15 protein-coding genes are annotated in these 12769 nt (G+C 72.4%); 14 read left to right on the forward strand and 1 reads right to left on the reverse strand.

What is annotated here, in order from left to right; translation table 11 throughout:
* The first annotated feature begins 28 nt into the window (after positions 1–28).
* Both AB0A90_RS04895 and AB0A90_RS04900 read left to right on the forward strand, forming a co-directional pair.
* Positions 29–586: a DUF501 domain-containing protein gene (locus AB0A90_RS04895; protein ID WP_357241726.1), complete on the forward strand. Its 558-nt coding sequence runs from the start codon at positions 29–31 to the stop codon at positions 584–586.
* A gap of 35 nt (positions 587–621) precedes the next feature.
* A complete protein-coding gene (locus AB0A90_RS04900) occupies positions 622–1119 on the forward strand; it encodes an amino-acid N-acetyltransferase (protein ID WP_357242399.1) in 498 nt (165 codons plus the stop codon).
* A gap of 1 nt (position 1120) precedes the next feature.
* On the opposite strand, the gene AB0A90_RS04905 is transcribed toward AB0A90_RS04900, so the two are convergent.
* Entirely contained in the window at positions 1121–1993 is an 873-nt protein-coding gene (locus AB0A90_RS04905) for a polyhydroxybutyrate depolymerase (protein ID WP_357242402.1), read from the reverse strand.
* A gap of 105 nt (positions 1994–2098) precedes the next feature.
* On the opposite strand from AB0A90_RS04905, the gene AB0A90_RS04910 reads away from it, so the two are divergent.
* From AB0A90_RS04910 to AB0A90_RS04965, 12 genes are all read left to right on the forward strand, one after another.
* Positions 2099–3124, forward strand: a complete 1026-nt coding sequence (locus AB0A90_RS04910; protein ID WP_357241729.1) for a helix-turn-helix transcriptional regulator — start codon at positions 2099–2101, stop codon at positions 3122–3124.
* Between the two features lie 22 nt (positions 3125–3146).
* Positions 3147–4085: a Ppx/GppA phosphatase family protein gene (locus AB0A90_RS04915; RefSeq protein ID WP_357242405.1), complete on the forward strand. Its 939-nt coding sequence runs from the start codon at positions 3147–3149 to the stop codon at positions 4083–4085.
* Positions 4086–4362: 277 nt separating this feature from the next.
* Positions 4363–4695, forward strand: coding sequence for a PadR family transcriptional regulator (locus AB0A90_RS04920; RefSeq protein WP_030328782.1), 333 nt, complete (start codon positions 4363–4365; stop codon positions 4693–4695).
* A complete protein-coding gene (locus tag AB0A90_RS04925; RefSeq protein ID WP_357241733.1) occupies positions 4692–5735 on the forward strand; it encodes a hypothetical protein in 1044 nt (347 codons plus the stop codon). Before AB0A90_RS04920 ends, AB0A90_RS04925 begins: the two co-directional genes overlap by 4 nt.
* A gap of 131 nt (positions 5736–5866) precedes the next feature.
* Positions 5867–6694, forward strand: a complete 828-nt coding sequence (locus tag AB0A90_RS04930; RefSeq protein WP_357241737.1) for a hypothetical protein — start codon at positions 5867–5869, stop codon at positions 6692–6694.
* A gap of 214 nt (positions 6695–6908) precedes the next feature.
* Entirely contained in the window at positions 6909–7595 is a 687-nt protein-coding gene (locus AB0A90_RS04935; protein ID WP_357241740.1) for a dienelactone hydrolase family protein, read from the forward strand.
* A 19-nt stretch (positions 7596–7614) separates the two neighbouring features.
* Complete coding sequence (locus tag AB0A90_RS04940) at positions 7615–8328, forward strand: uracil-DNA glycosylase (protein ID WP_357242408.1); 714 nt, start codon at positions 7615–7617, stop codon at positions 8326–8328.
* 21 nt (positions 8329–8349) lie between these two features.
* The gene (locus AB0A90_RS04945) at positions 8350–9132 is read left to right on the forward strand and encodes a DUF4129 domain-containing protein (RefSeq protein ID WP_357241743.1); all 783 of its coding nucleotides are present in this window, start codon (positions 8350–8352) and stop codon (positions 9130–9132) included.
* Complete coding sequence (locus AB0A90_RS04950) at positions 9129–9713, forward strand: hypothetical protein (RefSeq protein ID WP_357241746.1); 585 nt, start codon at positions 9129–9131, stop codon at positions 9711–9713. Before AB0A90_RS04945 ends, AB0A90_RS04950 begins: the two co-directional genes overlap by 4 nt.
* Positions 9713–10720 carry a MoxR family ATPase gene (locus AB0A90_RS04955; RefSeq protein WP_357241749.1) on the forward strand — a complete coding sequence of 336 codons (1008 nt, stop codon included), beginning with the start codon at positions 9713–9715 and terminating at the stop codon, positions 10718–10720. The genes AB0A90_RS04950 and AB0A90_RS04955 overlap by 1 nt, the downstream gene beginning before the upstream one ends.
* A complete protein-coding gene (locus tag AB0A90_RS04960) occupies positions 10720–12162 on the forward strand; it encodes a DUF58 domain-containing protein (protein WP_357241752.1) in 1443 nt (480 codons plus the stop codon). The genes AB0A90_RS04955 and AB0A90_RS04960 overlap by 1 nt, the downstream gene beginning before the upstream one ends.
* The gene (locus tag AB0A90_RS04965) at positions 12159–12722 is read left to right on the forward strand and encodes a hypothetical protein (protein ID WP_357241755.1); all 564 of its coding nucleotides are present in this window, start codon (positions 12159–12161) and stop codon (positions 12720–12722) included. Before AB0A90_RS04960 ends, AB0A90_RS04965 begins: the two co-directional genes overlap by 4 nt.
* The last annotated feature ends 47 nt before the right edge of the window (positions 12723–12769 follow it).

Consider the following 12769-nt stretch of genomic DNA (forward strand, 5'->3'; position numbering starts at 1 on the left):
TCCACCGATCGACGCACCAGGAGAGACCGTGACTGTCGTACCACCGTCGGAGCCGGCGGCAGATTCCGTACCCCTGCCGCAGCGTGAGTCGGCCACCGAGGCGGACCTGGCCGCGGTGGCCGCGCAGCTCGGCCGGACGCCCCGGGGCACCCGGGCGGTGGCCCACCGTTGCCCGTGCGGACTCCCGGACGTGGTGGAGACGACTCCCCGTCTCGCCGACGGCACGCCGTTTCCCACGCTCTACTACCTGACCTGTCCCCGGGCCACCGCGGCGTGCAGCCGGCTGGAGTCGGCGGGGCTGATGAAGGACATGGCGGACCGGCTGACGACGGATCCCGAGTTGGCCGCCCACTACCGGGCCGCGCACGAGGACTACCTCACCCGCCGGGAGGCGATCGGCGAGGTGCCCGAGATCGCCGGTGTCTCGGCGGGTGGCATGCCGGGCCGGGTGAAGTGCCTGCACGTGCACCTGGGTCACGCGCTGGGCGCCGGCCCGGGGGTGAACCCGTTCGGTGACGAGACGTTGGAGCTGGTCGAGCCCTGGTGGACGGCCGGCCCGTGCGTGGACGTCCCGGCGGCCGAGTGAACGCGCCGGCCGGGTCCTCGGCGCCGGAGAGCCAGATCCTGGTGCGGCGCGCCCGCACCGGCGACGTGCGCGGCATCCGGCAGCTGGTCGACACCTACACCAACGACCGGCGGTTGTTGAGCAAGGCGACGGTCACCCTCTACGAGCAGGTGCAGGAGTTCCGGGTGGCGGTCCGCCCCGCCGACGGCGCGGTGGTGGGGTGCGGTGCGCTGCACGTCATGTGGGAGGACCTGGCCGAGATCCGTACGGTCGCGGTGGACCCGGTCTGTCGGGGCCGACGGATCGGGCACCGGCTGGTGGGCGAGCTGATCGACGCGGCCCGCGAGTTGGGGGTGGCCCGGATCTTCGTGCTCACCTTCGAGACGCGGTTCTTCGGCGCGTTCGGCTTCCAGGAGATCGACGGCGCACCGGTGCCGCAACCGGTGTACGAGCAGTTGCTGCGCTCGTACGACGAGGGTGTCGCGGAGTTCCTCGACCTGGAGCGGGTCAAGCCGAACACGCTCGGCAACACCCGGATGCTGCTGCGCCTGTAGGTCAGGCCTTGCGGGGGTGCGCGGCGAAGAACTCCCACATCAGGTCGGTGGCCGAGAGTCCTGCGGAGGAGTCGGCGAGCGAACCGGTCGTCGCCCCCGGCCAACTGTGGCCCATCTCGGGCAGGGTGTAGACGCTCACGTCGCTGCCGTCCTTGCAGCTCGCCAGCGTGTGCGTCACGCCCGGCACACCGGACGCCTTCGGGCTGGACCGGCAGGAGAGCCGCTGCTGCCAGGTCTTCATGCCGGCCTGGAACGTCGAGGCGTACCGGTCCTGGCCGCCGATGAAGGTGATCACGGAGACCGGGCTCTTCGGCACGTAGGTCTCGGCCGTGGTCAGTTTTCCGCTGTACCCGCCGCTGACCGCCCCGATCGCGGCGAACTTGCCGGTGCTCTCCACCGCCGCCCGGAAGCTCATGTCGCCGCCGTTCGAGATACCGGTGAGATAGACCCGATTCGCGTCCGCGTGCCAGGTCTGCACCAGGTGGTCGGTGAGGGCGCTGAGGAAACCGACGTCGTCCGCGTTGCCGCAGCAGATCAGCGCGTTGAAGCCGCCGTCCACCCCGTCGGGATAGGCCACCAGCGCGTTGTCCTTGTCGGCCTTGGCTTCCAGGCCGGCCAGCTCCCGGATGCCGGTGGCGCTTCCGGGATAGAAGTGCAGCGCGATGACCAGCGCGGGCGACCGGCTCGGGTCGTACCCAGGTGGTGCGTGCAGCAGGTAGCTGCGCTCCTGGCCGTTGTGGTTCAGGGTGAGGTCGTGGTCACCCGCAGCCGGGGATTCGCTGGTCGCGGCGGGCGGGGCCGGCGCGGGCCGTCCCCGCTCACCGCAAGCCGCAACCAGGACAATGAGGCAGAGCCCCGTCAACACCGCCATCATTCGCCGCACGTCGGCCACCCCCCGTAGACCCGCGTCCACTCTGGAGGTGCGTCGCTGGTGGAACAACCCTTTCGGCCCTGGGCGAAGGGGGGCAGGCTGTCCCTCATGCTTCGTCTCCAGCTCGGGCCGGCCGACCTCTGTCGGGTGCGGTTCGCCGACCGGCTGCATCCGGTCGGCACCGCACTGCTGGCCGGTCAGTGGCTACGGGACCCGACGGTTGCGGCGTTGGCACCGGCGCTGGCCGATCAGGCGGCGACGGTCGAGCGCACGGGCACCGCGCGGGCCGCCACCGCGACGCTGCGGCACCTGCTCCCCGCCCGGGGACGCCTGCCGGACTTCGTCACCCCGTGGGCCGGCCTGGAATCGGTCGAGGCCGGTCTGGAGGCGATCCGGGCCACTCCGGCAGGGCGGATCCGGGCCGAGGCCACCGCGTCGTACGCGCAGACGGCTGTCACCCCGCTGCGGCGGCGGTTCGCGGATGCTGACCCGGAGGTGTTGGGCCTGTTCGGCGGGGCCGTCCGCACCTGGTTCGACGCGGTCCTGGCACCGCTCTGGCCCGATCTGACCGGCGCGTACCGCCAGCAGGTGACCTGTGCCAGCCATCGGCTGGCGCAGCATGGCCTGGACGGCCTCTTCGCGGGGTTGCACCCGGCGATCCGGTGGCGGGAGCCAATGCTGGAGGTGCGGACGTGGTGGAGCGGGGACCTGCCCGGCACCGGCCACGGGCTGATCCTGCTGCCCTCCCCGTTGGCCGGACCCCGCCCCCGGGTGCTGGTCCAGCCCGGTCACCCGATCCTGCTCGTCTATCCGACGGTGCTGCCCGCGCTCGGGGCCACCGCCGGGGGTGATTCCCTCGGTCGACTGCTCGGTGCCACCCGGGCGCTGGTGCTGCGTCGGCTGGCGGTCGACGGCGGGATGACCACCACCGTGCTGTCCCGGGCCGTCGGGATCAGTCTCTCCTCGGCCTCGGAGCACGCCACCGCGCTGCGGTCGGCCGGTCTGGTGGCCAGCGAGCGGGAGGGTGGGGCGGTTCGGCATCACCTGACCGCGCTCGGCGCGCAGTTGTCGAGCGGCTCGTCCGAGGGGCGGCACCCCGGCCACGCTCCGGGGTGGCCGCCCGTCCTGCCGTAAGGTTGCTGCCGTGACGACGCGTGTGGCGGCCATCGACTGCGGGACCAACTCGATCCGACTGCTGGTCGCGGACCTGCCCGAGGAGTCCACCGGGGCGCCGCTGACCGACCTGACCCGGCGGATGGAGATCGTCCGACTCGGCCAGGGTGTCGACCGCACCGGCCGGTTGGCGCCGGAGGCGATCGAACGGACCCGGGTGGCACTGGCGTCGTACGCGGTCGACATCGAGAAGCTGGGCGCGGAGCGGGTGCGCATGTGCGCCACCTCGGCATCCCGGGACGCCGCCAACGCCGACGACTTCACCGAGATGGTGCGGGGCACCCTCGGCGTCGCGCCGGAGGTTGTCACCGGCGACGAGGAGGCCCGGCTGTCGTTCACCGGCGCGGTGCGTGGCCTGCCGACCGACGCGAAGGAGCCGTTCCTGGTCGTCGACATCGGCGGTGGTTCCACCGAGTTCGTGGTCGGTGACCGGGCCGCGGGGGTGCGCGCGGCGATCTCGGTGGACATCGGCTGTGTGCGAATGACCGAGCGGCACCTGCCCGGCGACCCGCCGACGTCCGATCAGGTCAGGGCGGCAGAGGCCGATATCGCGGCGGCGGTGGACCGGGCGCTCGCCGTGGTGCCCGGCCGCGAGGCGGCTACCCTGGTCGGCCTCGCCGGGTCGGTCACCACCGTGGTCGCCATCGCGCAGGGCCTGCGGGAGTACGACCCGGAGCGCATCCACCACGCCCGGGTGTCGTACGAGGCGGTCGCCCAGGTGACGGCGGACCTGCTGGGCCAGACCCGTGCGCAGCGGTTGGCGATCCCGGTGATGCACCCGGGCCGGGCCGACGTGATCGGCGCGGGAGCGCTGGTGCTCCGCGTGATCATGGAGCGGGCCGGGATGCCGTCGGTGGTCGCCTCGGAGCACGACATTCTCGACGGCATCGCCTGGAGCCTCCAGCCAACCACCGAGCGCTAGGCGTTGATCGACTCGCCCTCCGTGTAGCCGGGGTGTCCGGGCAGCGTGGATGCCCCGTTTTGCGGACAACCACGGACTCGCCACACGCCAAGATCGCACTCGATCACGGAAATAGTGGCATCGTCCATACGCTGAGGCCACTACATCCCTGATCGAGCACGATCAAGGGGCGCCCGTGCCCGTGCCCGTGCCCGTGCCCGTGCCCGTGCCGTGCCCGCCCGGCGTGTCGGGGCGTAATCGTTGACGGTACTTCGCATTGCACAGTAGTGTGCATTGCGTGGACACCACACAGTTGCTGAAGGGCGTGCTCGACATGGCCGTCCTGGCTGTCCTCCGAGAGGAGGACGGCTACGGTTATGACATCCTGCGCCGGTTGCGTGAGGCCGGCCTGGAGGAGGTCGGTGACGCCTCGGTCTACGGGACGCTGCGCCGCCTCTTCGCCGCCGGCCTGCTCACCACCTACGTCGTGCCGAGCGAGTCCGGGCCGCACCGCAAGTACTACTCACTCAACGCCGCGGGGCGCGACCAGTTGACCCGCTCCGGCAAGCTCTGGCGCTCGTTCGCCACCACCATGGACAGTCTGCTCGACGATCGGGGGATGGCGGCATGACCGTCGCGGAGCAGGAGATCACCGACTATGTGGCGCGGGTCCGGGCCGCTCTGGCCGACCTGCCGGCCACACAACGCGACGAGCTGACCGAGGATCTCGCCGACCACCTCACCGAGGTCGCCGCCGAGGCCGAGGGCACCCTGGTCGAGCGGCTGGGCGAGCCCGAGACGTACGCCGCCGAGCTGCGCGCCGCGGCCGGCGCCGCCCCGGGCGGCGGTGTGCGCAATCTCGACCACCGGGTCACCGCCGCGCTGGTCCGGCTGCGCAGCCGGCTGAGCGCGATCGACACCCGGCTCGGTCCACCCCTGGGGTACGCGCACGCCAGCGACTTCCTCCGCCTGCTGCGCCCCGGCTGGTGGGTGCTGCGCGGCTACCTGGCGGCGATGCTGGTCAGCGTGGTCAGCAGCGGTGGCGGCATTGGTCTGCTGCCCCGCTTCGGTGGCGAGCTGCTGGCTGGCCTGATCATGCTGGTCGGCTTCGTCCTCGCCTCGATCTGGCTCGGACGCCGGTCCGCCCAGCTGGCCCGCTGGCCACGATCGGCGGTGCAGGTGGGCAGCGCGGTGCTGGTGGTCTTCGCGCTCATCGGGCTGGTCGACGCTGAGGGTAGGCACGCCGACGACTACTACTACGACCAGACCTCGGTCGACAGCCAGTACAGCCAGGTCCGGGACGTCTTCGTCTACGACAGTGAGGGCCGGCTGGTGGAGAACGCCCGACTCTTCGACCAGGACGGCAACCCGATCCGCCTCGGCTACCCGGACTGTGGTCCAGTCAGCGAGAACGGCAACCCGCTACTGCGGCCGTACCCGTACTGCGTGGACCGGGCGCCCTTCGGCCCCCGCGGTCCGGCCGGGTCCAATCCCACCGTGACAACACCGCCCGCGACCAGCACGCCGCCGGCCGGGCCGACCAGCACGCCTACGGCGGAGCCGACCAGCACGCCGCCGGCCGGGCCGACCAGCACGCCGTCGAGCGGAACGACGACCGGCGAGCCCTCGGCGGAGCCCACCAAGACACCGAGTCCCACCCCCACGAGTTGAGTCACGGTGTGTGAATTGGATCATGCGGGCGAGGCTGGAAATAACTGAACGGACGAGGCGAGCGGGACGGCACCGGAAATCAATGATCGTTACGGTGTCGTCTGCTCATCCACCCCTCGGAAGGAACCCCCGTGCCAGAGCAGGTCGCACCGCAGTCCGCGTCCGACGCCGCACCGGCTGAGCCGGCCGTCGAGACGCCGCAGCCGACCGGGCCGCAGGCGGCGGTGTCCCGTCCGGCCGAGTCGGCGTCGGCCGAGCCGCGTGTGGCCGAGTCGAAATCGGCCGGTGCGATTGTGCCCAAGCCGCGTGTGGCCGACCCGGAGTCGGCCGGGTCGGAGTCGGCCGGGTCAGAGTCGGCCGGGTCGGAGTCGGCCGGGTCGGAGTCGGCCGCGTCGCGCCCGGCAGACCCGCAGTCGGTCGAGCCGAAATCGGCCGAACCGATTGTGCCCAAGCCGCGCGTCACCGCCGCGGAGTCGACCGACCCCGACTCGACCGAGCCGCGTTCGGCAGACCCGGAGTCGGCCGAGCCCGAGTCGGCCGAGCCGCAGTCGGTCGAGCCGGAGGTGAAGAAGTTCGGTGCGATGAAGGTCCTCGGCATCGTCGGCGCGATCCTCGCGGTCGCCGTCGTCGCCGGCCTGAAGTTCGGTGTCGTCTCGGCGATCGGCAACGTCATCAACAAGGACGAGACGGCTGCCGCCAGGGCCGGTGACTGTATCGCCAAGTTGCCCGAGGTCACCGGCACCAAGCAGGAGAAGGTGACCGACGCCAGGATCGTCGGGTGCGCCTCCACCGAGGCGGTGTACAACGTGGTCGGTCGGGTCGACGACCAGACCCAGGACCAGGCCAGAGCCGGCACGGCCTGCGAGCAGTACTTCAAGCCGGACGAACAGGGTTACATCTACTCCACCATCCTGCCCGGCAAGACGGGCTACGTGCTCTGCCTGACCAAGAAGGCCTGACCACAGAAGGCCTGACCACAGCGGTGGATCGGCATCGACGGCGGCGGGGAACCCACCCCGCCGCCGTCGACGTACCCGGAGTCACCGGCGGGCGAACAGGAGGTGAATGCCACTGTTCCGGCGTCTTCCCGGCGGCGGCGCGGCATGGCAGGCTACCGGCACTGGAACCACTGGGCGACCAGCCAACGATGACTGACCGCTAGGAGGACGGCCCATGGGCGAAATGGTGACCTACCGCAGCAACGGGGGTACGAGCGAGGGGTATCTCGCGATACCCGCCAGTGGTTTGGCCAGCCCCGCCGTCATCGTCATCCAGGAGTGGTGGGGGCTGGTCCCGCACATCCGGTCGGTCGCGGAGCGGTTCGCCGAAGCCGGCTTCGTCGCTCTCGCCCCGGACTTCTACCACGGTGAGACGACAAGTGAGCCGGACGAGGCGCAGCGACTGCTGATGGCGATGCGGATGGACGAGGCGGCGAAGGACATCGCCGGCGCGGCCGACTATCTCGCCGGGCGGCCGGAGGTCACCGGTAAGGTCGGTGCCGTGGGCTTCTGCGCCGGTGGCAGCCTCGCCCTCTGGTCGGCCACCGTCTCCGAGCGGATCGTCGCGACCGCCGGTTTCTACCCGGTGCTGCCGTGGGAGTCGATGCGCCCCGACTGGGCCGACTACGCCGGCAAGGCCGCGGTCGTCCACTGCTCCGAAGAGGACGGCACCTCGGCCGCCGAGGGCGTGCAGATCGCCCGCCGGGCCATCGAGGAGGCCGGCGGCGACTGCCACCTCTACGACTATCCGGGCACCTCACACGCCTTCTTCAACGACGACCGCCCGGAGGCGTTCGACCAGCGCGCCGCCGCCAGTGCCTGGGCCCGCACCCTGGAACTCTTCCGGGCCAAGCTTGGCTGAGTCCCGTACCCCCGAGCAGGTGGTCGCCCGCGCAGCGCGGGCGACCGACCTGGCCGACCTGGACTCGGCGGTGAGCGACTGTTTCGCCTGCCCCCGCTTGGTCCGGTGGCGGGAGGAGGTCGCCCGCACCCGCCGGGCTGCCTTCCGCGACCAGGAGTACTGGGGTCGCCCGGTGCCGGGCTTCGGCACCGGGGACGCCCGGATCGCCATTCTCGGGCTGGCACCCGCCGCGCACGGCGGCAACCGCACGGGCCGGATCTTCACCGGTGACCGGTCCGGTGACGTGCTGTTCGCCGCGCTGCACCGGGCCGGGCTGGCCAACCAACCGACAAGCGTCGCCGCCGACGATGGGCTCGCCCTGCGAGACCTGCGGATCTTCTCGGCCGTCCGTTGTGCGCCGCCGGACAACAAACCGACCCCGCCCGAGCGGGACAACTGCGCGCCCTGGCTGCACCGCGAGGTCACGCTGATCCAGCCCACGCTGCGTGTCGTCGTCGCGCTTGGCGCGTTCGCCTGGGCCTCGTGGTGGCCGGTGCTTCGCGAGGTGTACGGGCAGCGCCCGCCCAGCCCGCGACCGAGGTTCGGTCATGGGGCACACTGGTCCGGCACGGCCGCTCCGGACTTGCTCGGCTGCTACCACGTCAGCCAGCAGAACACCTTCACCGGGCGGCTGACACCAAAGATGCTGGACGACGTCTTCGGCCAGGCTAAGCAGCTGGCCGGGGTGGACTGAGACGCGCGTGGGGTGGTGGCGATGACCGACGGAACACGCGCCCCCACTTCGTTGCCGGCCGCCGAGCCGGGGGTGTCGCGCTCGGCGCTCGGTCTGCTTCGCCGGTGGTGGCCGGTCGCCGCGGTCGCCGCACTGCTCGGCGGTGCCGCGCTGGCGTCCGGGCACTCGTCGATCGGCGCCAGCCGGATCCCGCCAGCCGCGGAGGACGTCCCGTGGGTGCCCGAGTACCCGACCGCCGAGCCGTCGCGGTCCATCCCGGTCGAGCCGCGTACCGCCGGTGAGGCCACGCAGGCACACATCCCGGAGTGGGTCGCCACCGTGGCGATGGCTCTGCTCGGGCTGGCCATCCTCGCCGCCCTCGGTTACCTGTCCTGGATCCTGATCCGGGGCGCACTGAAACGCACCAACCGGGCCCTGCCGACGCAGCGGGCCCGGCGTACCGCCGAGGGCACCGCCCGGGAGGTGGTCGCCGCCCTCGACGCCGGCCTGGTGGAGCTCGACGACCGGGACACCGACCCCCGGGTGGCGGTGATCGCCTGCTGGGTGCGCCTGGAGGAGGCCGCCGCCGCGGCCGGCGTGCCCCGGCTCGCCGGGGACACCCCCACCGACCTGGTCAGCCGGCTGTTGCACGGTGACCCGGCGGCCGGCGTTCCGGCGATCGTCAGCACCGAGGTGCTGGCCGAGTTCGCGCACGTCTACCGGGAGGCCCGCTACGCCACCCGCCCGGTCGACGAACGCACCCGCGACCAGGCCCGCGCCGCACTTCGTCGGCTGCGCGGAGAGCTCACGGCGGTGGCCTCATGAGCAGCACCAGCATCGACGACCTGCTCGCGTTCGACGAGGAGGCGGCGCCGAAAGGCCCGCAGGCACCCCGCTCCCGGACCGGCCCGGTGGTACGCGCCCTCTTGTCGGCCGCCGCGGTGGTCGCGGTGTTGCTCGTCGGCCTCCGCGCGGTCGGCCTCCAGGTCTCGCTGCCGGTACTCATCGCCGGGGTGCTCGCCGTGCTGGGGGTCCGCCGGATCACCGCCCTGCTCGCGCCGCCACCCCCGCCGCCGCCCGCTCGTCGGGCCGGCACGGGTGAGGAGGACGGCAGCTACAACTGGGCCACCCGGGACGCGCTTCGTGGCGCGATCAACCAGTGGGAACGGCCGCTGGACTGGTCCTCGAACCGACCCGAACGTTTTACCGGGGTGGTCCTGCCCCGGATCGGTGAACTGGCCGACGAGCGGATGCGCCTGAAGCACGGCGTCACCCGCGAGTCGGACCCGGCCCGCGCCCGCGTCCTGCTGGGTGACCGGCTGTGGACGTTCCTGGAGACCCCGCCTCGCCGCACCCCGTCGCCACGCGACCTCGCGGTGATCGTCGCCGAACTGGAGAAGATCTGATGAACGACGTGGACCGGAGTATTGCCCCCGCCGAGGTCGGCCACCTGGCTCGGGCGGTCCTGGACGCGGTCGGCACCGTCGTGGTCGGCAAGCGGGACGCGTTGGAGCTGGTCCTCGCCGGCATCCTGGCGGGTGGCCACGTGCTGCTGGAAGATCTGCCGGGGCTGGGCAAGACGCTCACCGCTCGCTCGTTCGCCCAGGCGCTGGGCCTGGACTTCCGCCGGTTGCAGTTCACCCCCGACCTGCTCCCCGCCGACGTCACCGGCTCGTTCCTGTATGACCAGCGCAACGGCGACTTCACCTTCCGGGCCGGGCCGGTCTTCACCAACCTGCTGCTCGCCGACGAGATCAACCGGACGCCGCCGAAGACGCAGTCCGCGCTGCTGGAGGCGATGCAGGAGAAGCAGGTCTCGGTGGAGGGGGTGACCTACAAGCTGGACGAGCCGTTCCACGTGCTGGCCACCGCCAACCCCATCGAGTACGAGGGCACGTACCCGCTGCCCGAGGCCCAGTTGGACAGGTTCCTGCTGCGGGTCTCCTTCGGTTACCCGCAGCACGAGGAGGAGTGGGAGGTGCTCCGCCGCCGGATGAGCCGTCGCCGTGAGGAGGCGGACATCAAGCCGGTGGTCGACGCCGCCACGCTGCGGGCCATGCAGGCCGCCCTGGAGGACGTGGTGGTGGAGGACTCCATCGGCCGTTACATCGTCTCCCTCACCGCGGCCACCCGGGAGCACCCGTCGGTGCTGGTCGGCGCCTCGCCGCGCGGATCGTTGGCGCTGCTGCTGCTGGCCCGGGTCCGCGCGGTGTTCGGCGGACGGGACTACGTGGTGCCGGAGGACGTCAAGGAGGTGGCCGCTCCCGCCCTGGCCCACCGGATCACCCTGCGCCCGGAGATGTGGTTGCGCCGGGTCGACCCGGCGTTCGTGGTCGGCGAGGTGCTGGAGGCCACCCCCGCTCCGGCGAGTGGCGCGCTGCCCAGCTACGCCGCGGGCGGGCCTCGGCACTGATGACCGGACCGACCGCGCCGATGGCCACCGAGCCGGAACCGGCTGCTGGCTGGGCACCCACCTGGGCGCTCGGCCGGGCGGTGCTGCTCGCCGGCCTGCTGCTGGTGGCGGGGGTGCTGCTGGGACGGGTCGACCTGATCGTGCTGGCCGCCCCGTTCGCGCTGGGCACCGCGTACGCGCTGCGCCGGCGGCCCACGGCGCTGCCGCAGGTGTGGATCAGCCAGGATGAGGACGGGCCGCTGGTCGAGGGCGGCGACGTGACGGCGGCGGTGAGCGTCGGCAACCCGGACAGCGTCGACTACGACCTGGTGGTGGTGCGTTCCCGCGTGTCGCCGTGGTTGCGCATCACCCGGGCCGGCTTCGCCCGCGACGGGGCCGTCGACGACGTGCCGTCCGCCGCCACGACGCCGGCCGACGGTGGGGCTCCGGCCAGCGGCCGGGGCCGTTCGATCGCCGACCGGCCGTTCGTGACAGCGGTGCCCACCGGGACGGTGGCGGATCTGGAACTCGCCGGCCGCGCCGTGCGCTGGGGCCGGCATCCGGTGGGACCGGCCGGTGCGCGGGTCGCCACGGCGGGCGGCCTGCTGGTCTCCCGGGCGGTGCTCACCGAGCCGGTCCGGGTGCGGGTGTACCCGCGTACCGAGCCGTTCGAGGCTGTCGAGGCCATGCCCCGCGCCGCCGGGCTGGTCGGGGCGCACCACTCCCGCCGGCCCGGCGAGGGCGGCGAGCTGGCCGGCGTACGGATCTTCGCCCCGGGGGACCGGCTGCGTCGCATCGACTGGCGGGTGTCGTTGCGCGCCCGGCAGCTGCACGTGGCAGCCACGCTCTCCGACCGCGACGCGGAGGTGGTGGTGCTGATCGACGTGCTCGCCGAGGCTGGCCGGTCCGGCGGGGTGAGCGGTGCCGCCTCGGTGCTGGACACCACGGTCCGGGCCACGGCCGCGATCGCCGAGCACTACCTGCACCGCGGCGACCGGGTCTCCCTGCTGGAGTACGGGCCGGGCGCTCGCCGACTACGTCCGGCCGCCGGGCGTCGGCAGTACCTGACCGTTCTCGAGTGGCTGCTCGACGTGCACGTCCATCCGTCCTCGCACGAGCCGTACGACCAGGTCTTCGGCCCGCAACTGCTCTCCTCGGACGCGCTCGTGGTGGTGTTGACTCCGCTGCTGGACGAACGGTCGGCGCAGATGCTCGCCCGGCTGGCCCGCGCCGGGCGGTTCGTGGTGGCCGTCGACACACTGCCGACCGACCTGGCGTCACCGAAGGACCTGGGCTGGGCCGAGGTGGCGTACCGGCTGTGGCGCCTGGACCGGGAGGTCATGATCGGGCAGCTCCGGGAGCACGGCGTACCTGTGGTGCGCTGGGCCGGTGCCGGCAGTCTGGACCAGGTGTTGCGGGACGTGGCCCGGCTGGCGACGGCTCCGAGGGTTGGTGGCAGATGATCGACGCGGTGACCGGGCGGGTTCGGGCCGCCCAGAACGCGGTGGCCCGCATCAGTGTCACCCCGCTGCTGGTGCGGACCGGGATCTTCGTCATCGTGTTTGCCGGGTTCGTCCTGGCCTTCCCCTCCGAGGTGCTTTCCGGCCGACCGCTCCTCTTTCTGGCGGTGACCGCGCTGCTGCCCGCGCTCGGTCCGCGCCGGGTCTGGGCGGTCTTCACGGCGTTGGTCACGGTCGGCGGTTGGCTGCTCGCCACCGACGGGTACAGCCGCCCGGTCGCCCTCTGGCGGCTGCTCGCCGTCGCCGCCCTGCTCTACCTGGCGCACACCCTCTGCGCGCTGGCCGCACTGTTGCCCTATGACGCGGTGGTGGACCCCGCGCTGATCAGCCGGTGGTTGCTGCGGGCGGGTGGCGTCCTGCTGGGCACCGCGGTGCTGGGGGTGCTGTTGTTGCAGGCCGCGGGCATGGGTGGGGAGGCCGGATACCAGTGGGTGACCCTGCTGGGGCTGCTGCTGGCCGTGGGGACGGCGGCGTTGCTGGGCTGGCTGCTGCGACGGCGGTGACGGCTGCGATCTGAGGGTTACGCAGGTCACACGGGTTGTGCTCCGTC

This window comes from Micromonospora sp. NPDC049204 (assembly GCF_040647935.1).
GTDB lineage: Bacteria > Actinomycetota > Actinomycetes > Mycobacteriales > Micromonosporaceae > Micromonospora.